The sequence below is a fragment of the Asaia sp. BMEF1 genome (assembly GCF_051628905.1).
In the GTDB taxonomy this organism is placed as follows: Bacteria; Pseudomonadota; Alphaproteobacteria; order Acetobacterales; family Acetobacteraceae; genus Asaia.
In genome coordinates this window covers 1,342,304-1,363,633 of sequence record NZ_CP157575.1, presented here as the reverse complement: position 1 = coordinate 1,363,633, position 21,330 = coordinate 1,342,304, and the positions used below count along the sequence as shown (strand labels likewise).

Here is a 21,330-nt window from a genome sequence, read left to right as displayed (position 1 = left end):
ATCTTGGGCCATCTGCTGAAATCATGTCCTGCAATTTTCTTGGGCATCGTATTTCAGTCACTCTGCCTCGTAGTAGACACGTATTGCGTTTCCTATTTCAGCGCGCAGGATGTTGCCGCTGTCTCTGCAGTTTTTACACTGTTGCTTCTTACTTCGGTGTTTTCGCAGGTCTTCTCTTCTGGCGGGATTGCCTGCCTCGCTCCTATTATCGGCAGCAAGGACAAGGCAGGATTTCTAAAAGCCGCGGCAGATGCTCTGAACTTTTCGTTAATCATCATGGTCGCCTATCTGGTACTGATCGCTCTGTGTTCAGGCACGTATTTGAAGGCGATTGCAACTGACAGTCATGTCAATGCAATATCCAAACATTATCTTTTGTTTTTCCTTCCCGCTCTTGTGCTCCCTCTGCCGATCGCTGCTATAAGCGCTTTTTTCAGAGCAAGCGGTATGCTAAGCGCACCCGTCGGTGCTCTATTGGTGATGATCGTCATCAACATTGTCCTTGCGCCCTGTCTGACCTTCGGATGGCTGATCTCCTATCCGTTAGGTGTTGTCGGAACCGCTATTGCCAGCTCTGTTTCCAATATGGTTGGATTGGCGATATTGTTTGCATTATATATCCGCGGTCATGAATCCTTGATATCGCTTGTACAGATTCCATCGAGAGAAACAGTGTTTTCTATTTCTCGTGTTGGTATTCCGGCATCAGGCGAGATTTTGATCATGTTTGTTGTTGGTGCGATTATATACTCACTAGTGAGTCCTTATGGAGCCGATGCTCAGGCCGGTCTCGGAATAGGGTCAAGAACATTGCAGTTGTTGTTCTGGCCGGCTCTTTCCGCAGCTTTTGCGACAGCACCGATTGTTGGGCAAAATCATGGAATTAAGCACAAAGAAAATATTTTGAAATCCATAAATTATGGAATCATTATTACGTCTATATCGATGTTTATTGGGGCGGTATTGATTATACTTTTGGGGCATATATTTATAAATTTCATATCTTCGGATGAAAATATCGAAAAATATGCAATAACGTATATGAAAATAAAAGCTCTCAGCTTTCTCCCGTTGGGTATCTCCATGGTGATCTCTAACGCGCTGCAGGCACTTGGAAGATCTGGATTGTCTTTCGGTGCAGCGGCCTCGCAGATGTTTCTCTTCGGCGCGCTGCTTGCATTCCAATCTGCCGTTTCAAGTTTGTCTTTCGTATCATTGTCTATTGTCGAGGTGTCTTCGTACGCTTGCCAAGCTATTCTAGCCTTACATTTCTTGCGTTCAGCTATTCGACGTTTGGATTATTGAGTTGGTAGACCTAACGCGCGCATGGTGCAACTGCCTGCCTACGAATGTGATCGTTGCAAAAGCGGATCTCGAAGCTGGTCGCTATCCGCTTTTGCAGACGGACGCTGTATCATTGCAGCGCGCATCGGCCAGGCGCAGGCTGGAATTTGCTGCAGGCCGAGCCTGCGCAAGAGCGATCTGCTCGGTGTTGGGTCGGTATGATACAGATCTAGGCATCTCAGCCTCTGGTGCTCCTGTATGGCCAAGAGGGCTAGTAGGGACGATTACGCATTCAAGGAAAATGGCTTTAGCCGCGGGCGCATCCGCGAGAGACTACGAGAATATTGGGATCGATACCGAAATCGTAGGGCATATTGAGGACGGAATTCTGGATCTATTGTTTTCCAGGAGAGAAATAGAGTTCTTAGAATCCCTGCCATATCCTCAGCGGGAGATGGTCAAGACGGCTCTTTTCTGCTCGAAAGAGGCCTTTTTCAAAGCGAAAACTGCAATGCAGAAGTCGTTTAACAGCCCAGTAGAAATAGAAATAGAAATAGAAATAGATGTAGATATTCTGACTGGAACTTTTTGTTCGCGGGTGGGAGATTGTACCAATGATATTGGTTTATACTATTTTTACGGGCGACATTGCGTCGCTTTCTATCTTTGTAAGACACAAATTCATATTTAGATCACGTTAACGGCTGCGTGGCAGATCTCGACGACGAGCGCGTCTTCAGTCGACTACAAACGGTATCGATTCCCCCTTTAGCTGATCGCCACACGGAGCGGCTGTATTTCAGTTTCCCACTGAACCTTTTTGTTAGAGAAACATTCCTCGATCTGGCCATTTTCGTCTCATATGAGGCAATTCATCGGTGTAGCCTGAAATGCGTCTCCGTATTTGTCCGCGCCCTGCGTCCCCAAAAGATTCAGTCTGATGATATCCGGCGTTTGGACGAGACATGTTTCCTGATCCGTCGTAGCTTGCGTTAACAAAAAACAAGCTAGCGCCTTGTCGCGGCGAGATTGAGGAAACCAGCGAAGGACAAGGCGTTTTTGTCGGCACGAGTTGCGGCCTCATCGCGATGGAATTATCGTAAGGGTCCCGTGGATCATCTGATACTCGCGGAAACAGTGACTATCATAGCCTCGGTAAACCTGGGCACAGGCTACAGTGTCGCGGGGTCATGCGCTGCCGGTCATCACTCGGTCCCCAATCTATCGAAGTTTGTAGGGAGGAGTCCCACATACCCAGTTCAGCCTAAAGTCCTCGTTTAGATGGCAGAGGCGGACTAATCAGCGTCGATTGCTGATCCGTAAGATCTCCCCGCGTCATATTTATCCGCTTCGCCCGTTATCCTACTTACACAAAGCGAATCGGATCTCGGGCGGCTCGAATGAGAACTTTTGGCAACGTAGCTAATTGCAATGAGATAGTGGTGCGAACTATGGGACTCGAACCTCAATACTCTGGGTGTCCCGCATCACTATTTTCAATGATTTGAGGTATCTCGCTGGCTACGCGCTTCTTCCTGTTTTCTTTCTCTTCTCATTCTTGGACAAACAATCCGGGAAGGCAAGGGCTCGCTTAGTAAGGCCTGTCACAAAGGCTCTTTCGGCTCGTAGACTGATCGTGATCAGCCGAGGAGTGCTGCTGGATTTGGATATGCCAAGCCAGGTAAAGTGAGCGATTAAATTTAGTTCTATCGATCGTAAAACCGGCATTTGGTGATCGACAGGGCTGAGCTACCCAGCGTGGCAGCAAAACGTGCTGTTACGACCTGCCAGGCAACGCGCATTTCTATAGTCCTGCGTTCTTATGACGATAGCGAACAGGAATGAAAAATCATTCGAGGTCTCTTTGGCGCTAGGAAACTTTATCCTTTCTGGTTGGGCTCCATCTCAACGCATGGGTTTGAATGGTTGTATCGAGAGAACTCAAAGAGAAACATACACAGGGCTGTCAATGACAGAGCGCAACCAACCCACCCTACTGATGTCCATCCCATTCCAACCGTAATGGCCAGTCCCCCTAGCCATGGCCCCAAGGCATTAGCGATATTAAATGCGCTGTGGCTCAGAGCGACGGCAAGATTTTTTCCTTCCCTTGCGACTGAAAGAAGATAGGCGGAAACAACGGCGGAAAGCCCACCACTTGCGCCGATGAAGAAGATATCGATGCCGAGCGGGATAAGGGATCGAGAGGCAAGTGGGAAAAGGGCGGTCGAGACCGCACCAAGTATCAGGACGCCGCCGAGCGTGGTGCTCATCTTCCTGTCGGCAAGATGGGAGCAGATCGATGTGCCGATTGTCAGGCCGATACCGAAAATCGCCAGTATCAGAGGCGTGAAACTCGGGTTTGCGTGGGTCACGGCCGTCATGATCGATGCAAGATAGGTATAGACGCAAAACAGACTGCCAAAGCCTATGCCGCCAATCGCCAGGATCAGACAGACCCGTGTGTTGCGCAGGGCGCGAACTTCCTCGCGCAGACTGGTCTGCGGCAGTTCGGCATTATGTGGAATGAAGCGCCAGAGCAGACACGTGGTCAGGCAGGAGAGTGTTGCGATCAAACCAAACACAATACGCCAGCCGGATATCTGGGACAGAAGGTTGGCCAGCGGCACCCCGACAATCGTGGCGTTTGTCAACCCGAGAAAGACCTTTCCCACGGCAGAAGCCCGTTTTTCCGGAGCAACAAGCGAGGCCGCTACCAGACTGGCGGTGCTGAAATAGGCGCCATGAGGCAGACCGGTCATGAAGCGGAAGAGAAACAGACAGATCGCATTGGGCGCCGCCGCGCTCAACGCATTGCCAAGCGTATAGAGCAGCATGGTCGCAATCAGGGTTGATCGATGGGCGCGCCCTGCACTGACAAGGGCAATGATCGGGGCGCCGATACAGACACCGAGCGCATAGAAAACAACGGTCCATCCAGCCTGAGGGACACTCAATGCGAAACGATGAGCGACAAGAGGCACGAGGCTCATCGCGGCAAATTCTGCTGTGCCGATGGCAAAGGCACCAAGCCCGATTATCAGAAAAAGCCATGGCGATTGGTTGGCGGCTCCATGCACGCTTTTCTGGTCTGTTTCGATGCTCATGCTTCTGCTCCAGCCTGCTTTCCCTTGTCGGCAAAAGTTTGCGCTTCAGTCGACAGAGCGTTGCCCCATTGTTTTGGGCCCGGATGTTTTCTCAGGACTGTGTCGGCGAGATTTGCGAGACGAGACAGTCCAGAAATGCGAACATCCGGGTATTCATGTCCCGATAGTCGTGAGCGCGCAGCGTTTCGGGTGTCTGAACGAAGGGTCGGTCAGCCAGCTGACGTAATTCCATTTGCGAAGCGTCGATAAGCAGCTCAACCAGATCACGGGTAAATTCCAGATGACACTGGAAGCCGAAGACGAGAGGTGCGTATTGCACGATCTGTCTGGGGCAGCCTGAGCTTGTAGCGAGGATTGTTGCCTGGGGAGTTAAACCAGGCATGTCGTTATGCCAGTGGCCGACCTCCAGACGAGATCCGAATGCAGCAAGATTGGCGCTCCGGCGTCCTGCTTTGGTAAGGGTGATGGGGTATTTGCCGATTTCAGGTTCCGGACTGCGCTCGTACGGCGCGCCCAGCGCAGCACCGATCAACTGGGCGCCAAGGCAAATACCGATTACGGCTTTTCCGGCAGCAATAGCCTCCCTTATGAACGATTGCTCGGCAAGGGAGTCGAAATGCGGGCATTCTTCCTGCGTTGTTGCCGGAGATTGCGGGCCGCCCATCACGATGAGCATGTCGATTTTGTCGAGAGAGGAGGGCAGGGGATCATGCTCGTAAAGACGCGTTACGGTGCTGGTATATCCGTGATGCAGCGTCCAGAGGGTGAGTGCGCCCGGCCCCTCAAAGGCCTCATGAATGATGAAATGTACTCTCATGGCGTCCGTTTTCCAGAGGAGCTTCTCAGTTCTTGCTGACACTGCCTCACAGGAGGCAGCATCATTCCGTCAGGTGATTGAGTCGGACAGGCGATTAAATACCCATAATCGTCTGCGCTTTTTCTCATTCCGCCTGCTGGCCTTCATGAAGATGAGGCACAGCTTTTGGCATAGGCGGGAAAGCACAAGGACAGGTCTCAGCTGACACCTGACCGTAAAAAATTCAGCGACCCGTGGCGGACACTCTGTCGGCTTGCCGCGACCAGTATCTGAAGGTCGCGTTCACGATCGATGGCTGCAGAAGATAGTCATGCGCTTCGCGGGCGAGGGGATCGTCGACAGGGGTAAGCGGCCCGAAAGACTGCGCCCTGACCTGCATCCTGGCGGCACGTTCGAGATAGACGGCGAGATAGGTCGCCTCCTGAATTGAGATGCCGGCGGTCAGATAGCCATGATGGGCGAGGATGATAGATTTGCGATCACCCAAGGCCTTCGAAATGATCACGCCCTCATGATCTGCAATCGGCACGCCCGGCCATTCGCCGAGAAAAGCGCAATCGTCATAGAGCGGGGTCATATCCATCTGGGCGACCACAAGAGGCTGTCGTGCGGCAGCAAGGGCCGAGACCCAGGGGGCATGGGTATGGATGAGCGACATGACGTCCGGCCGCGCATCGTAAACCCAAAGATGGAAACGCGTGGCCGGATTGGCCATGCCTTCGCCGGTCAGCGTGTTCAGGTCGCGATCCACCTCGATAAAATCATCTGCCGTTGCTTCATCAAAGCCCAGGCCGAAGCGCAGGGTCCAGTACGCACCCGGTCGTTCGGAAAGCAGGCTGATCTGCCCGGCAAGCCCTGCCTCCTGGCCCGTCATCGCAAGGATCTTGCAGGCATAGGCAAGAGTTTCCCTGGGGTTTTGAGGCGTCTCTTTCAGGTGCATGGCCATTTCGCGCGTGGCGCGTTCATTGAAATAGGATTTCTCGCGAAGATCAGCGATCTGCATGGGGGCGTTCTCCGATTTGTTTGATGTGGCGCGTGGAGAGTGGGCTCAGTTCATGTCGTGACGTGCGATTGCCTGCTCCAGCATTGTCCGATCCTCATCACTGACCCCCTGCAAGGGAAGCGGCAGGTTATCCCTGCCGGTAAGACCCAGAATGGATGCTGCTGCGGAGATTGGCCGTATGCTGCCGCCGTATTTGTGAGAGATCTTCCAGAATGGCGCGAACTGCTTCGAGATTTGCGTGATCAGCTCTTCGTCGCTGGTGAGGGATGCCTGCATCAGGGCTTTCGCCTTCTGCGGGAAAAGCCCGCCCCATTCGGAGTACCAGATCTTCGCACCAGCCTTGACGCCTTCGGACACCGTGTCATCGCCGCTCGCACCGATGATTGTGGTCGAAGGAAGCGTCTGCGCCAGTCGCTGTATGCGTTGTACGGCTTCATTTCCGGTCGGCCATCCGCTCGGCACCTTGATGGAGCCGATATGCGGCAAAGCGCAGATCCTGGCGTAGAGCGCGTCGGAGATGGCAAAACGGCTGATGATCGGCGAATCATAGATAATAATCGGGACAGAGACGTTCTGACTGACCGATCTGAATAGGGAGAAGACCTCTTCCTCTCCCAGTCCATGATAGGACACGATCGGCAGGAGCAGGGCGTCGATACCAACGCTTTGCAGATGGTCGGCGAGTGAGAGCACTTCCCGTGTGCGGAACGCCCCTATACTGGCGATGACGGGTGTTCCGGTGGCACAGCTTACGGCAGCATGGGCAATTTCCACACGCTCATCATGGGTCAGATAGGGATAATTTCCCGTCGATCCTGCGACGCCGATGGAACTGACCCCGGCTTCGACAAGGCGCCTGATCAGGCGCTCAAAACCGGCTTGATCGATCCCTTCTTCGTTCATGGGCGTTATCGGAAATGCGCTTACGCCGGAAAATTTCATGATGCTCGTTCCCTCAGTCATCTTAGTCTCGAGGAATGCACCACACCGACCGGACTATAAAAAGGTCCGGTTTCGATAAACTGGATAGGCCGGTTTGGGTGGCTGTATTGGCTGCCCGATTTACTCGGGCGGCGTAATGCGTTCTTCCGCAGCTACGTGTTGAATTGGCTCCCGGAGGACGGCCGGGTCTCTTTCAGGCGTGAAGCGTCTTAAAGATCTCGTCTTTCGTCGGCACTCCGGGTACCGATGATACCGCGAGTAGCGATATGCAGATGATGCCCAGTGTGCTTGCCGCGCGGGAGTGGCAGCAGGTATCCTGGCCCCGCCCGATGGACGAGGCCAGGATCACGTCATCACCAGTTCCAGACTGCCTGTTCCTGCTCGCGGATATGCTGTTCCAGTTCGCGTGGCAGGATATTGCGGAAGCGCGATTTGGGATCGAGTGTGATATCGGCCATGGTCTCGATATCCTGATCGTTCTTGTATTGCGGCATGTCGAAGCGGAGCGCGCTGTAATCGAAGAGATCGTTCTCGCTTTGCCAGTAGCGCGGCCCTTCCATGATCAGGTCGTTGAAATTCGTCTGATAAGGGCCCGGATTGATGGTGGCGATGGTGACATCGCGCTCGGCAAATTCCTGATGCAGTGATTGCGCAAGCGTTTCGAGCGCGTGTTTCGAGCCGCAATAGGCCCCTGCAAACGGAACGGTCAGGATACCGCCAATGGACGACATGAAAACGATGCGTGTCGGCCCGCTATTCCTGCGGGCATGGAGATATTCACGCGTCAGGGCGACCGTTGCAAAGAAGTTGATTTCATACTGCTCGCGCAAAACATCGTCGGGCATGTCGGCGAGCGAGCCGCCCTGACCAATACCGGCATTGTTGACGAGGATATCGAAATCTTCGCGAAGAATACGCGCACGGTCACGAGCTGAAGTGATGTCGAGCCTCGAGACTTCGAGCGTCAGCCCCAATGCCTCTGCCTCCTGCCGCAACGTGCCGACCTGCGAGGTTAATTCAACCCCGGCATGCACGGTGTGGCCGCGACGCGCGAGGGAAAAGGCGAGCATGCGGCCGAAGCCTGTTCCGGCGCCGGTAATGAGAATGCTGGTCATGACGATATCTCCGTGGAGGTAAGGGCCTGTGCAGCAGCCTGTGCTGCCGTGTGATCGCTGTCCGGCTTGTCGCTCGACAGCCCGATGAACAGCGTTTCGCCGGTCGGGCCGTGAGAGATCAGTCCACCCGCAAGAAAGCAGTAGCGTGTGTCCTTGATGGCCCCTGTGATTTGCGGCAGGACAAGCAGCGTCTGCGTGTCGAGCTGAAAGGCATGAGCGGTAACGGCCTTTGCACGGCTGAAACCCTCACTACAGGGCAGGATTTCGGTGCTTCGGAAAAACAGGATTTCCTGCCCCTGCTTGTTGAGGACGCAACAACAATATCGATCCGAATGCGCTGCGATGGCGGTCATCGCCTTGTCGATGCGGCTGTAGAGCGTGTGCATTGTGAAGCTCTTTCCATCTGGGGCATCATGCGAAAGCCGCAGATCGCGCTGAGCGATTGGCGTCTTCCTTCGTGCTGCCAGCTTGTAAGAGCTCAACCTTATCGATAGGGTCTGGCGGATATATCCCTATACATCCATAAATCCGGCTGAAAACGCCAGATGTCACTCAGCAGAGGGGGCGTTGCAGAATGGATCTGCTCGACCGGATCTTCCTGTCTCTCAGAACGCAAGGAGAGGTGTGGGGGCGTATCACCTTGGCAGGGCGCTATGGTCTGGCTTTTCCAAAGCAGCATGCTGTTTTTATTGCCGTGATGGAGGGGCATTGCCTCATCAATCAGGACGAGGGGCCGCTCATTGCTTTGCGCGCGGGAGATTTTCTCTTTTTTCCTGCTGCCTCCCGCTTCCATCTTCGCAGCGATGCTGAGATTACCTTCACAACGCCTTTGACCGCATCCCAGCTTGCGGCATGGCAAGAGACGAATACCCTGGAATATCAGGAGAATACAGGCGCAGGTGTTTCTCTTGTGGTCGGGTGTTTTACGCTCATATCGGCGGAGGCCCCTCTGCTGTTTCAGGAATTGCCGCCAATCCTGCATGTGCCTGCAAATGAGGCCGATACTCTGTCGCGTCAGGTTCGGGAGATGATGCGTGACGAGATTGCAAGCGCCGAGCCCGGTGCGTCGACCACAGTCGACCGGTTGGCAGAGATACTGATGATACGGACCCTCAGGCGGGCGATCAGGGACAATGCCCGGATCGACGGCGCCGGATGGCTGAGGGCGATGGGTGACACCAGAATCCACAGGGCTCTGCAGTTGATGCATGATGACCTTTCGGTGGTCTGGACCGTATCGGGGCTTGCCCAGCAAGTTGGCATGTCGCGCTCGGCTTTCGCCGACCGTTTTCGACGGCTGGTTGGTATGACGCCGATGGAGCATCTGATAGGCTGGCGCATGGCCTTTGCCGCCGATCTGCTCAGATCGGATCGAAAGATGAAGATTGAGTCGGTTGCTGCAAAAGTTGGCTATCTGTCGGAACGCGCTTTTCGCGATGCTTTCTCGAAAACCTATGGCTGCAGCCCTGACAGATATCGCAGATCATGACGAGGCAATGGAGCGATTTCCAGCTTGTGCATCTGCTCCCGACTGTTGATGTGTGCGCCTTCAAGAGGCCAGAATATGTTGGAAACAATTCTCGTACGCGATGGGCCATGAAGCAGGGAGATACGTTGTTTTGTCGTTACGCCAAGAATTGACGCTTGAACTGATCGGCGATCCGACAAGGCCGGTTTTCATCGATCTGGCTGAATCTCTTATACGTGAGATTCAGCGGGGACGCCTGAGGCCAGGTCAAATTCTGCCTGGGACCCGTGCCCTTGCGCGTACTCTTGGTCTACATCGTAATACGGTTGATGCCGCTTACCACGAATTGGTCATGCAGGGCTGGCTGGTTTCCCGTTCATCTCGCGGAACATTCGTGGCTGAGGACCTTCCCAGTGCGATACGGACTGAACCTAAGCCTCTCCACCTCTCCGAACGCCCTCCCGGGTCGGCAAAGCGCCCTGGATCCCTATTGACGATTACCGACGGCACACCCGATCCACGGCTTATGCCTCGAGTGGAACTGGCACGTGCCTTTCGTACGGTTCTGACGTCGTCGCGCTTCCTGTCACGCAGCGGCTATGCCGACTCTCAGGGTGCATCTGCGTTGCGCGCAGCGCTTGCCGAAGAGTTTTTGAACGCTCGAGGTCTCTCGATCTCGGCTGATAATGTTCTCATCACGCATGGCAGCCAGATGGGCCTTTTTTTGGCTGCGTCAGCCAATCTGTCGCCGGGTGATGGCGTCGCGGTCGAAGATCCGGGTTATCCGTTTGCCTGGTCGAGCTTCCGCGCAGGCGGGGCTCGCGTCATTGGTGTTCCTGTGGATCATGAAGGACTTGATGTCGATTGTCTGGCGCAGATGTTGAGGCATGATCCGGGCATAAGGGCCGTCTATGTCACGCCCCATCATCAATATCCGACTACAGTAACTCTTGGGGCTGGACGACGCTTGAAACTGCTGGAATTGGCGAGGCAGCATGATCTGCTCATCATCGAAGATGACTATGATCATGATTACCGCTTCGATAGTGCCCCGGTTCTGCCTCTTGCTGCGCGAGTTGGTGCCGATCAGCGGCTGATTCATATTGGTTCACTTTCCAAGTTGACGATACCGTCATTGCGATTGGGATATGTTATTGCGCCACCGGATATTCTGAGACGCATGACGGATTTGCGCGAGGCGATTGACCGTCAAGGCGACGTGCCTTTGGAAGAGGCCATGGCGCTCATGATCCGTAACGGTGTCCTTGGTCGGCATGCACGTAAAGCCAAACGTGTCTATGCTCAGAGGCGCGACTTCCTGTTGAAGGAGGTTCGCGAGAAGCTGAGCAATGCGGTGACATTTTCCGTCCCTGCGGGAGGTCTGGCAGTTTGGATGAAAATAGATGCTCGCATAGATGGTGATGCTTGGACAGTTTCGGCAAAGAAGGCCGGTCTGCATATTGAACGCGGAAAACGTTTTTTTATCGGCTCACAAAACGACATCAATTATTTCAGATTCGGCTACGCACACCTCAATACAGATGAAATTGCGAAAGCCGTTGATGTACTTGCTCAACATAAAACAGTATTCTGTTGACGTAGGGTTGGTGGAGCGGTGTGAAGTTTTTTGCCGGGTACGAGACTTGGAGGAAGCTCATTCATCTTTCGCCCGAGGCATATAAAATTTTCGATGTTCTTCCTTGCACTGAAGTTTTTGGGAGCGCTGAGATCCTCCAGGTACGAGGCCAGCTGATGCTTTCATTGGAAAAGGAATTGGAGCTTCAGCTTTTTCATTCTCCATCTTCTTTGCCAATCGCGCTGCCTGCGCCTCGTCCAATCTCCTCAAGGCGGTGCGCGTCACATATTTGGCTTTTTCAAAATTGCCGGTCAGCGTGCATTGCACAATCTCTGCCTGTGTCTCACGGGGCAGTTTCGCTGGCGGCATTCAGATGGGTTCCAGGGATCGTTGACAGAAGGTCTGTACGACCTGCCTGAGATCTGACTCGCTTTGTGTCTGTTGGTCGTCGGGCAGAGAGAACAGGCATGGCACGGGGTGATCTAACGGATCGGGAATGGGCGATGATTGGTCCGCTTCTGCCGCCTGAGCGCGGACGTTGGGCCCGTCCGGCTGGAGACTATCGCCGTTTTCTCAACGGTATGCTGCATGTTCTGCGCGTCGGTTGTCCGTGGCGTGACATGCATGAACGTTATGGCAAGTGGAATTCGGTCTATGTCCGGTTTCGCCGTTGGGCTGAACAGGGTGTGTGGGACGCGCTGCTGCAAACCCTGGTGGATCTGGGGCTGAGTGATGATTGGCAGCATGTACCGTGGTCTGTGCCCACTCACAGGCAACGGGCGCAAAAGGGGGGCTCATTCGGAGGGTTTTGGTCAATCACGCGGCGGCTTTACGAGCAAAATCCATGCCTGATGCGACAATCAGGGACGCCCTCTCAGCTTTCTCCTCACAGGAGGACAGGTCTCGGACTATGAAGCTACAGATGCCCTGATGACTCTGCCTGCCCCGACCCCCAAAGCCATGCTCGCCGATCGGGGCAATGACAGTGACAGATTTCGCCACGATCTGCTGATGCGTGGGATCTTGCCAGACATTCCATCACGCAAAGGCCGCAGAACCCCGCAAAACACTGACTGGCAGCGCTACAGGGATCGCAACCGCATCGAGCGAATGTTCAACCGCCTCAAGCAGATGCGACGCATCGCAACCCGCTACGACAAGACAGCCCTGTCCTTCATCTGTTTCCTCAACCTCGCCGCAGCAAGGCTTTGAGTGGAATTTTTTGTCAACGAAACCGTGGATTGGTTGCACCCAGGCTTTGCAGCAGGCCTCTTGTCAACCTGAGCTAGTGAAGTCCACCGCCGATCACCAGAATTTCACCTGTAATCCAGCTTGCTGCGTCCGAGGCGAGAAATACGACTGCGGGGGCAATGTCCCCAGGTGCCCCTATGCGGCCAAGTGGGGTGATTTTTTTAATCGTTGCATGAAATGCGGGATCTGAGAATCCAGTAGCAGAGAGGCCCTCGGTCGATACGAGGCCCGGGTTGATCGAATTCACTCGAACGTTCCGACTACCGAGTTCTTTTGACAACGTCCGCGTTATCGCATCCACAGCACCTTTGGAAGCAGTGTATATTACTGAATTTTCGGGAGTGAACGACGTTACTGAGGACCCTATGTTGATGATCGATCCACCTTCTTCGCCGAATAATGCTGACGCATGCATGCTGCAGAGTAACGTTCCGAAGACATTCAATTCGAAGTGTCGGTCGAACTCAGCTTTATTGAGGGCTGAGAGAGGAGCCGTGGCATAAGTTCCTGCATTGTTTACCAATACATCGATACGGCCATATTTTGAACGTATGGTCTCGAACATGGTGGCAACTGCTTGCGGATCGGATACGTCCCCTCTAATGATTTCCGCGGCGCCTCCGTTAGTGATGATATTTTCAGCTACTGTTGTAGCAGCGCCTGCGTCGCGAGAATAGTTGACGAAGACCGTATAGGCGCTTTGCGCCAATTCTTTGACAATTGCAGCACCGATACCTTTGGATGCGCCTGTGACGAGCGCGACCTTGTTTTTTGTCATCTTGCTACATCCCTGATCGAACGAATGTTTTTTCAAGATTTATATAGATTTATTCAGTTTGGATTTATCCATATTACTGACTTCTTTATTGATTTTACCTCATCTGGTGTGGAAGCGAACGCAGGGCCCCATGCTCGTTTGATAAAGCGACTTTGTCGTCATCCCTTGCCGCTTGCACTACGCCATCGGCAGACCTTCGAACTGGTGTGTCGGATAGACCAGTCGAAGGCCTGTCGGTAAAACCTGCCTATGTCATGCCGCGTTCGACCCAGATTCCGCGCGAAGTATCCGTTCGACTGCGTCGTAACAGGTGTCATGGATTTCAAGCGTCAGGATGCCCAGAGAATAAGCTGCTCTCGGAGGGAAATTGATTGGTGTCTCACCACTCGTCCATCTTGCTTGCGCATTTTCGTAACCGTTCCAGCCCACGCGCATTTCCAATTTGTGATGCTCGTCAAGAGCGCTGTACCCATGGCTATCAAAAAGGCTGATATTGCCTACCAGCATACCCAGAGAGCGCCGGTCATCCCAATAGGCTCCGATTGCATCGCATAGGCGCAGGGCAGGGGAGTGAAGAACAACCTGAGAGACATCACCAGGTATCGAAAAAACTAGGCTTTGGTCCTTTTTTCTGAGCGGTCGGATCATGCGCTCATTAGCCACAAGAACAACACTGTCGTAAAAATCATCACCGTATCGGAACAACCGGGGAGGCTCGAGGCTCGATGACCAACCGTACTTGCGCAAGACATTTCGAATGAAAGAAGGCTCTGTCCCCAGAGGCGCAGCACGGCGTCGAGCAGCGCCTCGCCGAGTTTCCCGCGTTTCTTTAGCTTCGAATGGTGTAGATTGGGCTCGGTACAGGCTCTCGCTTAGCATTCCATTGGCGCAGATGATCGCATGATCATCCAGGATGAGATGATAAAAGTCATACTGTTCATAATGAAGAGCGTAAGCAATCGTTCGACCATTGATGAGCAGGCGAGCTGGAATGAGATGCTCGTCAATGAAAAGACAGTGTTCAGGCGTGACGTAGGTGTCAGCGAAGGGTATCCCGTCCCCGAGGGCTCCCTGTGCGACACGTATAGGGTAGCCGGCCAGGTCTGGCTGTGACGAAGCGGTGTGTTTTACAGAAGCAGTGCCTCGCGCAACCAGACCGATTTTTTTATCCGTCTTTCACAATTCATGAAGACGTAAATTTCGTCGCCATCTCCAAGATATTCAATGGGTATATAACCTTTTGGCGTCGATATGAGCGTGCCCGCAAGATAGCAAGGGGTAGGGCCAGTATAGGTAACGCCTGATGACTGTGTCTCACCTGCGGGTTTGTTGCCGCTGGGGAGAGGAACCGCCGAAAACAGGGCCGGATCGTAACCCAACCCGATATCGACGGATATTTCCCGTTTGGTCCCGTAAACAGATTGTATAGTCAGAATGCCAGTGACGCTGTTGTAGTTCCAGGTGTCGGAGAATGTCCCGCTCGGAATATCGAGTATGTCTCCCGCACCAAAACCTCGGATAATCAGGTTTTTGACCGGGGATAGGGTGCCCGGAGCTGTGCTGTCGCCGAACCCGATATAGTTGTTTGATCCAGAAAGGTTTATCGTTAAATTAATTATTGTGTTTAAATATATGCTCTAATTATTAATTGATATATCCTGATACGATATATCAATGAACGTAGATGTTTTCGACAAAATACTGAAGGGATACTTTCCGCCTCCTTGCAGATACACTCCAGAAAGATTTATCTTACCGCGCGGGTTAGAGGCGGCACCGCCTAAGCCTGACACATAATTTGATACCTTGCATCCATACAGGCTTGAGTTTGAGATGTTGATGGCGCCTTGGTTTTGTAAGACGACCGTTGTGGTTGCCCCTCCGAACATCGCACGTGAGTCAGGGCCGGACCCATTCACTGTAATAACGCCCTGCGTTCCAACCCGCAGGTTGGCACTGACATTGCCCACCGCAGGCGGCCCACCGCCCTGAATGATGTTGACCATGGCGGTGGGGGCCAAAAGATTGATTGTCAGCTTACCATCGATTGACATCGATTGGCCGGCGGACGGGACAATACCGCTGGGGCGAATTATCGCAGACGACCCCTGATTGGCAATATAAAGCACAGACTTTGAAAGGGTGTTGTCTATTTCAAGGCTGTCACCTGATTTGAGAGTGCCGTCTACGATACTCGCATAGGGTCCAGGCGTCGTATATTTATAGTCCAATTTGCGATCTCCAGAAAAGCGTGTCGCAATTTTATAATGGCGGCCTCCAATATATATTTTTTATCTTCTATTTTTATTTATCGATATTATCAATTAAGCCTCGTCGCGTTAGGGGTTCTTACCGCCTAACGCCTGCACGAGTTTATGCTGTGTTCGTCTGTAAATGATCTTGCATGCGATATGCCACTGTTAGTCAGGTGAGTTTTAACCTGATCTGAGCGAGGGCCTGAGAATGTCGCTTTGGGCAACAGAGGCTCTACGCCCTGTCTAATATTGGCTAGCTAATCAATGGAGAAGCAGGTCGGCCACCCTCCTCAGGTAAAGATGACATCTTTTCATGGTCATCGACATCAAGGAGAAGAGCCTTCGTTAATTATGATAGGATCACTCGTTAATATTGGATGGCATCTAAGGTTTCGATAAAAAATACCGTGATATCTACAAAGATTTTTGGAATATCAATAATATTTACAAAAAACACATATCAAAAAATAGGTATTAATAATCAATACATTGAACAATCATTAACTTCGGTTGACTATTTTTGCTTTGCTTCATATTTCATCCCATATCGCGGCGATTTATTATAAGTCGGACAATATCCCAATGAACAGTTTGTGGAAGTATCGAGCCGAATGCGTCTCCGCGTCAGGCGTTGTGGGCGTAATAGCTCTGCATCTTCTACTTTGGGCCGTTTTTTCGTTTCGCGCCGAGGCCACTACCGCTTTGACCGTAGCTCCCGGGGGAGTGCAAAACCAGTTTCAGAGCTATCAGCAGCGTAAATTGCAGATGGATCTGCTGTCTCTTCCTGAAGCGCGTTCAGCGCTTGGGGGAGCGCCAGGCGTGCACGGAAGTCGGGTCGGGCGATGCTTCGAGGTTCGCGATATCGAAATTAGGGGCCATATCGAATACATTCAAAAAGAGGCTCAAAAAGTAAAAGATATCTATCAGGGGAAGTGCCTGAGCCTTCCAGACATTGATGCCGTCGTAAAATATATGAATGGGGCTTTGATTGCTCAGGGCTACATAACTTCCCGCGCTTATTTGCCCACGCAGAGCCTTTCCTCAGGAAAGTTGGTTGTCGTGCTGGTCGCGGGGCGTGTGAGCCAACTCAGAATTTCTGGACGCCCTGCACGTCGAATTGCCCAGATGGCGTTCCCTGATATCGAGGGTGGTGTGCTGACGCTTCCGGCTCTGGAGCAGGGCATGGAAAATATCACCCGCTTGCCTCATTCCTCCGCCAGACTTCGGATAGAGCCCGGGAGTGAGTCCGGAACCTCGCAAGTGATTGTCAATTCGCCGAAGACGCGCATCCTGCACGGACAGGTTTGGATCGATAACTACTCCCAGAGGATCACTGGGCGCGAGGTCGGACACGCTCAGGTAAGCGCTGAAAATGCGCTCGGATTGGCCGATTTGTGGTCAGTTGAGTATGACCACTCACTCGTCGCAGGTGCGGGAAAAGGGAACACGTCCTTCCTGCTCGCAAGTGGCGTTGTGCCATTTGGTTACTGGACTGTGTTTGGGTCCTGGTGGCGCTCGCAGGATAACTATCCGCTCCAAACCTGGTCCTTGCCTCTTTCTGTGCAAGGCCTGCGAGACGATTGGCTTATTGGGGCGACGCGCGTCGTGGCGCGCAACAGCTTTGGTGTCACGACCGTCCAGGGTTCGTTCGAACGCAAGTCTTTCGGTTCATCTCTCGAGGGTGAGACCATTGAAGTAACACGTGGTCGGCAGGCCTACGTTAATGTTCAGATCAGTGAGTCGTCCCGTGCATTGAATGCTCTCTGGTATGTCACGCTTGGAACAAAGATTGCCTTCAACGGCGCGGGAACATGGTCCTATTTCGTCTCACCGGGGAGCGCCGAGCCGCATACTGCCTTTCTTCGTCCCTCCCTCGATGTCGACGGCTATAAACCCCTCCCGCGGGGCATTTTCTGGCACATGGCGCTCCATGGCGAGCTGAGCACGCGCTACCAGTTTCCTATCAATCAGTTGCAGATCGGCGGGGCTTATACGGTCCGTGGTTTCTTGCAGAATATTCTTCTCGGGAACGAGGGGGGATACATGAGAAATGATTTCTCATGGCAGCTTCCAGCCTCGTCACTTGGATGTCCGGTTTCATCATGGGTATGTCGTCGTATTTTCGATAGAGCGGAAATATACGCGGCCCTTGATTTCGGCATTGTGCGGGTCGGGTTCACAACGCCGTCCATGTCTCCTCTGCAAAAAGGAGGAGAAATGCTTGGGGCTGGCCTCGGCCTTCGCAAGACCAGCGGTCCGTTCTTTTGGGACGTGGCGCTGACGCACTCCCTCTACACGAGTCCTTTACCTTCTGAGGGGCTCATAACCTTATTCCAAATCGGGATAAAATCATGACTGATAAATTTGGTACTAAAGTGGCTGCTGAGCATCGGCGCCTCAAAAGCCTTCGTGCGACCATGCTGGTTGCCAGCACATTCCTGACGCTTTCGCTGGCGGCTAAGGCTTCAGCCCAGGTCGCAACGCCTCACATCGTGATCGATCCTTCCGGGGGAGTCCACCCGACGCTCGGGCATTCCGGAAACGGAGTTGATCAGCTCGATATCGTGGGCGCTAACGCGGCTGGGCTCTCGCATAATCGTTTCACGGACTATAATGTCACCGAAGGGGGGTTAATCCTCAATAATGCGACGACGGCTGCGCAGACCCAACTTGGCGGCAAGATTGCGGCCAATGCCAATCTGAACGGGACGGCAGCGAAGGTTATCCTGAATGAGGTGACCGGCAGCAATCCGACGACCCTTGCGGGACAGACCGAGATCGCCGGTCAGCAGGCCGCAGTCGTCGTGGCCAATCCCATTGGCATTGCCTGTTCGGGTTGTGGCTTCCTGAATACCTCCAGAGCGACCCTGACGACGGGCAAGCCGTCGATCGATAGCACCGGAGCCCTGAAGAGCCTGCAGGTTTCGGGAGGCGAGATCACATTTCAGGGGGCTGGGGGCGACTTCACCACTGTTCCTGTCCTCGATATCGTCTCGCGTACGGTGACGCTGAAAGGAAATGCGCGACTGCATGCCCAAAGACTCAACGTGATTGCGGGACGCAACACGGTCGATTACAATGACGTTTCCAAGATCGAGCAGATGAAGCCGGACCCTGCCGATAAGAGCCCTGAATTCGCGGTTGATACGTCGGCCATGGGCGGCTTGTATGCCGACAGGATCTATATGGTCGTCAACGAGAATGGGGCAGGGGTGCGTGTTAATGGCGACATGGCCGCCAATACCAGCGACGTCTATGTGTCAGCATCAGGCGACATCGTTAATAACGGTCACATCGCAGCAGAGAAAGGACGAGTAAGCCTCGCTGTTGCAGGGAATGTCGTCAATAATGCGACTGCGATCATCGATAGTGAAGGCGATCTTTCCGCATCGGTTGCTGGCAAGATCGTTAACGCGGGCTTAATAAACGCTCGCAACGGTCGTGGGCAGTTTTCCACTGCGGGCGGTATCGAAAACAGCGTCTCGGGAACGATTGCCTCCAGGCAAGATACCTCGTTCAAGGCAGCAGGAAACGTTACCAACGACGGGCGCCTTGAGTCGACAAATGGCGCGCTGAGCATCAATACCGCCGGGAATATCCGCAATCGCGCTGGAACGGTCAGCGCCAGATCGGGCCTGAATATGGTCGCGGCTGGAACGTTCGACAACGATGGAACGGTTCAGAATTCCGGTGGCTCGCTTTATATTTCCTCCGTCGGCAATCTGCAGAACAGCAAAAACATAACGAACGATAATGCGAGCAAATCGGGAGGTGCAGGGAGGGCGACCTTCAAGTCTACCGCGCAGGTTAAAAATTCGGGAAGTATCAGATCGTCTGGTAGCGATATTGATGTGCAGGCTCTTTCTCTGCTTGAAAACAGCGGCCGGGTTGAGGCAAAGTCGGGGAGGATCGATCTGGCCTCAACCACTGGCCCCATCCGTAATACCGGTTATCTAGGCGCAGATGGAAACGTTACCGTCAAAGCCGGAAATGCAGTGTCTAACCGTGGTGGAACTATCAATTCTGACACCGGATCGATACGGCTCACAACTGCAAACTGGTCCGATCTCGATAATGTTGATGGGAGCGTGAAAGCAGCCAGCGGTGACATCTCGATCTCGACCCGTAATGTGACCAACAACAGCGGCACGGTTTCTGCAGGGCGAAATCTTTCGGGGTATGGCGCCAGATATTTTTCCGACAAAAACAGCACCTTTACCGCGGATAAGTCCTTCAGCATGTCATTTTCCGGCGCGGTACAGAAACTTGGGCTTTATGGTCGCAAGACGGGTGACATAGCACAGCCCGTATCGGAGGGTAGTGTTGCGCCTCAGGGCAATATCTCAAGGCCGACGTCTGTGGCCCCGGTTGTCAAAAAACCTCAGCCTCAGACTGCCTTCCCTGTTATGACGTGGAACGGCTATCAGCAGGCTGCATGGGGTGGTTTCTACTGGTAATATAAACAAACTGCCATGCCGCGAGTTTTAACCGTAAATATTTAACACGACCCGTGCTAGCCACTTCACTCAAGGGCGGAGTGGCTTAGTGCGTTTGGCCTTAGGAGTCTGCCGGTTGCAACGTTCCCAACTCGTCGGGTTCGCAAATCCTCTCCAGGGAGTTGGATCGATTTACTTCGGCTTGGTAAAATCCGACCGATATTTTTGCGGTGCGATACCCATCACCCGACGAAAAGTTGTGCTGAAGCCGCTTTCCGTATCGTATCCTATCGTGTGTGCAATCTCGGTAATCGACAGACTCGATTTCGAGAGCAGGGACGCGGCCTGCAGCATGCGCCTTTTTTGCAGGTAGTCGAGAGGTGGTGAGCCGACCAAGGCTCGAAATTTTGTCGAGAAATTCGATCGTGACATACAGGCGAGAGATGCAAGATCGGTGAGATTCCATGCATGGGAGAGCTTCGAATGCATGGCCTCCATAGCTCGCGAGATGCGTTCGTCCTTCATCCCGATCAGCGGATTGGCACTCAATTGAAGTCCCTGTGAAATGGAGTGGCGGATGAGCTCAATCATCATCATTTTTGCCAGGAGATCGATCATGAATGTCGATCCGGTCTCGTCTGTCGAACGGGCTTCTTCAACGAACCGGCTGATCGCCTCCGTAAGGCGCGGGTTCCGCGGGTCATTGGCTTTGATACAGACAAACTCAGGCAGCAGTTGGCTCAGCGTGTCTACGGCAGCCTTGGCGTAGAAAAAACGACCGCCCACGAGCTGGGTGTCTGTCCCCTGATCCGTAAAAAACTGAGATCGCTCACTTTTCTGCACCCGATAGCGATCAGCGTTTACTGCAGTCAGTCCCTCCGCGCTGGAAACGGTGAAAGCGCGCCCCGAGGACATGAGGAAACAGTCCCCTGCTGTCAGATAAATGGGGGTAGTATGGCCTGCCAGCTTGATCCAGCACGCACCTCTGGTGACCGTAGTGAACTTGATTCCCTGCTTCTGTTCGAAGGAGATGGCCCAGCGAGGGCCAAAACTCAGCGAGGCGAGGTAAAAATGCTCAGTTATCACAGTCGATAATATTTCCGAAACGATAGCCATAGCTGATATGTCCTCAATACTCTGACTGTTCCGCGCTCGGGGTGCCCTTTTTGATGGGGACACGCAGCACAGGCTTCGGGAATGGATCGGGTCAAGTTGCGACCCTGTTGTTTCTTGTGGCGTGATGGGGCTGCATGCGCCCCATAGCCGTACGATACATAGCCGTACGATACATAGCCATA

Annotated in this window: 19 protein-coding genes and 3 pseudogenes; 9 read left to right on the top strand and 13 right to left on the bottom strand. The window is 53.2% G+C overall.

What is annotated here, in order from left to right:
- Positions 1 to 3 precede the first annotated feature (3 nt).
- Positions 4 to 1,305, top strand: coding sequence for an MATE family efflux transporter (locus ABHV46_RS05885; protein ID WP_438383594.1), 1,302 nt, complete (start codon positions 4 to 6; stop codon positions 1,303 to 1,305).
- Positions 1,306 to 1,351: 46 nt separating this feature from the next.
- A complete protein-coding gene (locus tag ABHV46_RS05880) occupies positions 1,352 to 1,975 on the top strand; it encodes a 4'-phosphopantetheinyl transferase family protein (RefSeq protein ID WP_438383592.1) in 624 nt (207 codons plus the stop codon).
- Positions 1,976 to 3,164: 1,189 nt separating this feature from the next.
- On the opposite strand, the gene ABHV46_RS05875 is transcribed toward ABHV46_RS05880, so the two are convergent.
- The 6 genes from ABHV46_RS05875 to ABHV46_RS05850 form a co-directional block, all read right to left on the bottom strand.
- Positions 3,165 to 4,391: an MFS transporter gene (locus ABHV46_RS05875; RefSeq protein ID WP_438383589.1), complete on the bottom strand. Its 1,227-nt coding sequence runs from the start codon at positions 4,389 to 4,391 to the stop codon at positions 3,165 to 3,167.
- A 91-nt stretch (positions 4,392 to 4,482) separates the two neighbouring features.
- The gene (locus ABHV46_RS05870) at positions 4,483 to 5,208 is read right to left on the bottom strand and encodes a type 1 glutamine amidotransferase (protein WP_438383587.1); all 726 of its coding nucleotides are present in this window, start codon (positions 5,206 to 5,208) and stop codon (positions 4,483 to 4,485) included.
- 223 nt (positions 5,209 to 5,431) lie between these two features.
- Complete coding sequence (locus ABHV46_RS05865; protein ID WP_438383586.1) at positions 5,432 to 6,211, bottom strand: aldolase; 780 nt, start codon at positions 6,209 to 6,211, stop codon at positions 5,432 to 5,434.
- A 45-nt stretch (positions 6,212 to 6,256) separates the two neighbouring features.
- Positions 6,257 to 7,153 (bottom strand): dihydrodipicolinate synthase family protein, encoded by an 897-nt coding sequence (locus ABHV46_RS05860; protein ID WP_438383584.1) that lies wholly within the window; start codon positions 7,151 to 7,153, stop codon positions 6,257 to 6,259.
- 353 nt (positions 7,154 to 7,506) lie between these two features.
- Positions 7,507 to 8,268 (bottom strand): SDR family oxidoreductase, encoded by a 762-nt coding sequence (locus tag ABHV46_RS05855; protein ID WP_438383582.1) that lies wholly within the window; start codon positions 8,266 to 8,268, stop codon positions 7,507 to 7,509.
- The gene (locus tag ABHV46_RS05850) at positions 8,265 to 8,654 is read right to left on the bottom strand and encodes a heme-binding protein (protein WP_438383580.1); all 390 of its coding nucleotides are present in this window, start codon (positions 8,652 to 8,654) and stop codon (positions 8,265 to 8,267) included. The genes ABHV46_RS05855 and ABHV46_RS05850 overlap by 4 nt, the downstream gene beginning before the upstream one ends.
- Before the next feature lie 188 nt (positions 8,655 to 8,842).
- On the opposite strand from ABHV46_RS05850, the gene ABHV46_RS05845 reads away from it, so the two are divergent.
- The 3 genes and pseudogenes from ABHV46_RS05845 to ABHV46_RS05835 all read left to right on the top strand — a co-directional run bounded on the left by ABHV46_RS05845 (position 8,843) and on the right by ABHV46_RS05835 (position 11,333).
- Positions 8,843 to 9,757: an AraC family transcriptional regulator gene (locus tag ABHV46_RS05845; RefSeq protein ID WP_438383578.1), complete on the top strand. Its 915-nt coding sequence runs from the start codon at positions 8,843 to 8,845 to the stop codon at positions 9,755 to 9,757.
- Positions 9,758 to 9,857: 100 nt separating this feature from the next.
- Positions 9,858 to 10,073 (top strand): annotated as a pseudogene (locus ABHV46_RS05840) (GntR family transcriptional regulator); the annotation flags it as partial.
- 153 nt (positions 10,074 to 10,226) lie between these two features.
- A complete protein-coding gene (locus ABHV46_RS05835; protein ID WP_438384279.1) occupies positions 10,227 to 11,333 on the top strand; it encodes a PLP-dependent aminotransferase family protein in 1,107 nt (368 codons plus the stop codon).
- Positions 11,334 to 11,390: 57 nt separating this feature from the next.
- Here the strand turns inward: ABHV46_RS05835 and ABHV46_RS05830 are convergent, their stop codons facing one another.
- The gene (locus ABHV46_RS05830; RefSeq protein ID WP_438383575.1) at positions 11,391 to 11,681 is read right to left on the bottom strand and encodes a hypothetical protein; all 291 of its coding nucleotides are present in this window, start codon (positions 11,679 to 11,681) and stop codon (positions 11,391 to 11,393) included.
- 98 nt (positions 11,682 to 11,779) lie between these two features.
- On the opposite strand from ABHV46_RS05830, the gene ABHV46_RS05825 reads away from it, so the two are divergent.
- Both ABHV46_RS05825 and ABHV46_RS05820 read left to right on the top strand, forming a co-directional pair.
- A complete protein-coding gene (locus ABHV46_RS05825) occupies positions 11,780 to 12,226 on the top strand; it encodes a transposase (RefSeq protein WP_438383572.1) in 447 nt (148 codons plus the stop codon).
- A 1-nt stretch (position 12,227) separates the two neighbouring features.
- Positions 12,228 to 12,524, top strand: a pseudogene (locus tag ABHV46_RS05820) (transposase); the annotation flags it as partial.
- A gap of 73 nt (positions 12,525 to 12,597) precedes the next feature.
- Here ABHV46_RS05820 and ABHV46_RS05815 read toward each other — a convergent pair.
- The 5 genes and pseudogenes from ABHV46_RS05815 to ABHV46_RS05795 all read right to left on the bottom strand — a co-directional run bounded on the left by ABHV46_RS05815 (position 12,598) and on the right by ABHV46_RS05795 (position 15,572).
- The gene (locus tag ABHV46_RS05815; RefSeq protein ID WP_438383570.1) at positions 12,598 to 13,341 is read right to left on the bottom strand and encodes an SDR family NAD(P)-dependent oxidoreductase; all 744 of its coding nucleotides are present in this window, start codon (positions 13,339 to 13,341) and stop codon (positions 12,598 to 12,600) included.
- A gap of 252 nt (positions 13,342 to 13,593) precedes the next feature.
- Complete coding sequence (locus tag ABHV46_RS05810; protein ID WP_438383568.1) at positions 13,594 to 13,989, bottom strand: hypothetical protein; 396 nt, start codon at positions 13,987 to 13,989, stop codon at positions 13,594 to 13,596.
- 267 nt (positions 13,990 to 14,256) lie between these two features.
- Positions 14,257 to 14,427 (bottom strand): annotated as a pseudogene (locus tag ABHV46_RS05805) (Hint domain-containing protein); the annotation flags it as partial.
- A gap of 41 nt (positions 14,428 to 14,468) precedes the next feature.
- Positions 14,469 to 14,828 (bottom strand): Hint domain-containing protein, encoded by a 360-nt coding sequence (locus ABHV46_RS05800; protein WP_438384277.1) that lies wholly within the window; start codon positions 14,826 to 14,828, stop codon positions 14,469 to 14,471.
- Positions 14,829 to 14,978: 150 nt separating this feature from the next.
- Positions 14,979 to 15,572 carry a hypothetical protein gene (locus ABHV46_RS05795; protein ID WP_438383567.1) on the bottom strand — a complete coding sequence of 198 codons (594 nt, stop codon included), beginning with the start codon at positions 15,570 to 15,572 and terminating at the stop codon, positions 14,979 to 14,981.
- Between the two features lie 534 nt (positions 15,573 to 16,106).
- On the opposite strand from ABHV46_RS05795, the gene ABHV46_RS05790 reads away from it, so the two are divergent.
- Complete coding sequence (locus tag ABHV46_RS05790) at positions 16,107 to 17,951, top strand: ShlB/FhaC/HecB family hemolysin secretion/activation protein (protein WP_438383565.1); 1,845 nt, start codon at positions 16,107 to 16,109, stop codon at positions 17,949 to 17,951.
- Positions 17,948 to 20,053 carry a two-partner secretion domain-containing protein gene (locus ABHV46_RS05785; protein ID WP_438383564.1) on the top strand — a complete coding sequence of 702 codons (2,106 nt, stop codon included), beginning with the start codon at positions 17,948 to 17,950 and terminating at the stop codon, positions 20,051 to 20,053. The genes ABHV46_RS05790 and ABHV46_RS05785 overlap by 4 nt, the downstream gene beginning before the upstream one ends.
- A 171-nt stretch (positions 20,054 to 20,224) precedes the next feature.
- On the opposite strand, the gene ABHV46_RS05780 is transcribed toward ABHV46_RS05785, so the two are convergent.
- On the bottom strand, positions 20,225 to 21,148 hold the full coding sequence (locus tag ABHV46_RS05780) for an AraC family transcriptional regulator (protein WP_438383560.1): 924 nt from the start codon (positions 21,146 to 21,148) through the stop codon (positions 20,225 to 20,227).
- Positions 21,149 to 21,330 lie beyond the last annotated feature (182 nt).

What these genes read in the sequence shown, in the direction of transcription:
- ABHV46_RS05825 (WP_438383572.1), top strand. Translation starts at nt 11,780, where the DNA reads ATGGCACGGGGTGATCTAACGGATCGGGAATGGGCGATGATTGGTCCG.
- ABHV46_RS05785 (WP_438383564.1), top strand. Translation starts at nt 17,948, where the DNA reads ATGACTGATAAATTTGGTACTAAAGTGGCTGCTGAGCATCGGCGCCTC.
- ABHV46_RS05830 (WP_438383575.1), bottom strand. Translation starts at nt 11,681, where the DNA reads ATGCCGCCAGCGAAACTGCCCCGTGAGACACAGGCAGAGATTGTGCAA.
- ABHV46_RS05810 (WP_438383568.1), bottom strand. Translation starts at nt 13,989, where the DNA reads ATGATCCGACCGCTCAGAAAAAAGGACCAAAGCCTAGTTTTTTCGATA.
- ABHV46_RS05870 (WP_438383587.1), bottom strand. Translation starts at nt 5,208, where the DNA reads ATGAGAGTACATTTCATCATTCATGAGGCCTTTGAGGGGCCGGGCGCA.
- ABHV46_RS05875 (WP_438383589.1), bottom strand. Translation starts at nt 4,391, where the DNA reads ATGAGCATCGAAACAGACCAGAAAAGCGTGCATGGAGCCGCCAACCAA.
- ABHV46_RS05780 (WP_438383560.1), bottom strand. Translation starts at nt 21,148, where the DNA reads ATGGCTATCGTTTCGGAAATATTATCGACTGTGATAACTGAGCATTTT.
- ABHV46_RS05845 (WP_438383578.1), top strand. Translation starts at nt 8,843, where the DNA reads ATGGATCTGCTCGACCGGATCTTCCTGTCTCTCAGAACGCAAGGAGAG.
- ABHV46_RS05855 (WP_438383582.1), bottom strand. Translation starts at nt 8,268, where the DNA reads ATGACCAGCATTCTCATTACCGGCGCCGGAACAGGCTTCGGCCGCATG.
- ABHV46_RS05815 (WP_438383570.1), bottom strand. Translation starts at nt 13,341, where the DNA reads ATGACAAAAAACAAGGTCGCGCTCGTCACAGGCGCATCCAAAGGTATC.
- ABHV46_RS05860 (WP_438383584.1), bottom strand. Translation starts at nt 7,153, where the DNA reads ATGAAATTTTCCGGCGTAAGCGCATTTCCGATAACGCCCATGAACGAA.
- ABHV46_RS05850 (WP_438383580.1), bottom strand. Translation starts at nt 8,654, where the DNA reads ATGCACACGCTCTACAGCCGCATCGACAAGGCGATGACCGCCATCGCA.
- ABHV46_RS05865 (WP_438383586.1), bottom strand. Translation starts at nt 6,211, where the DNA reads ATGCAGATCGCTGATCTTCGCGAGAAATCCTATTTCAATGAACGCGCC.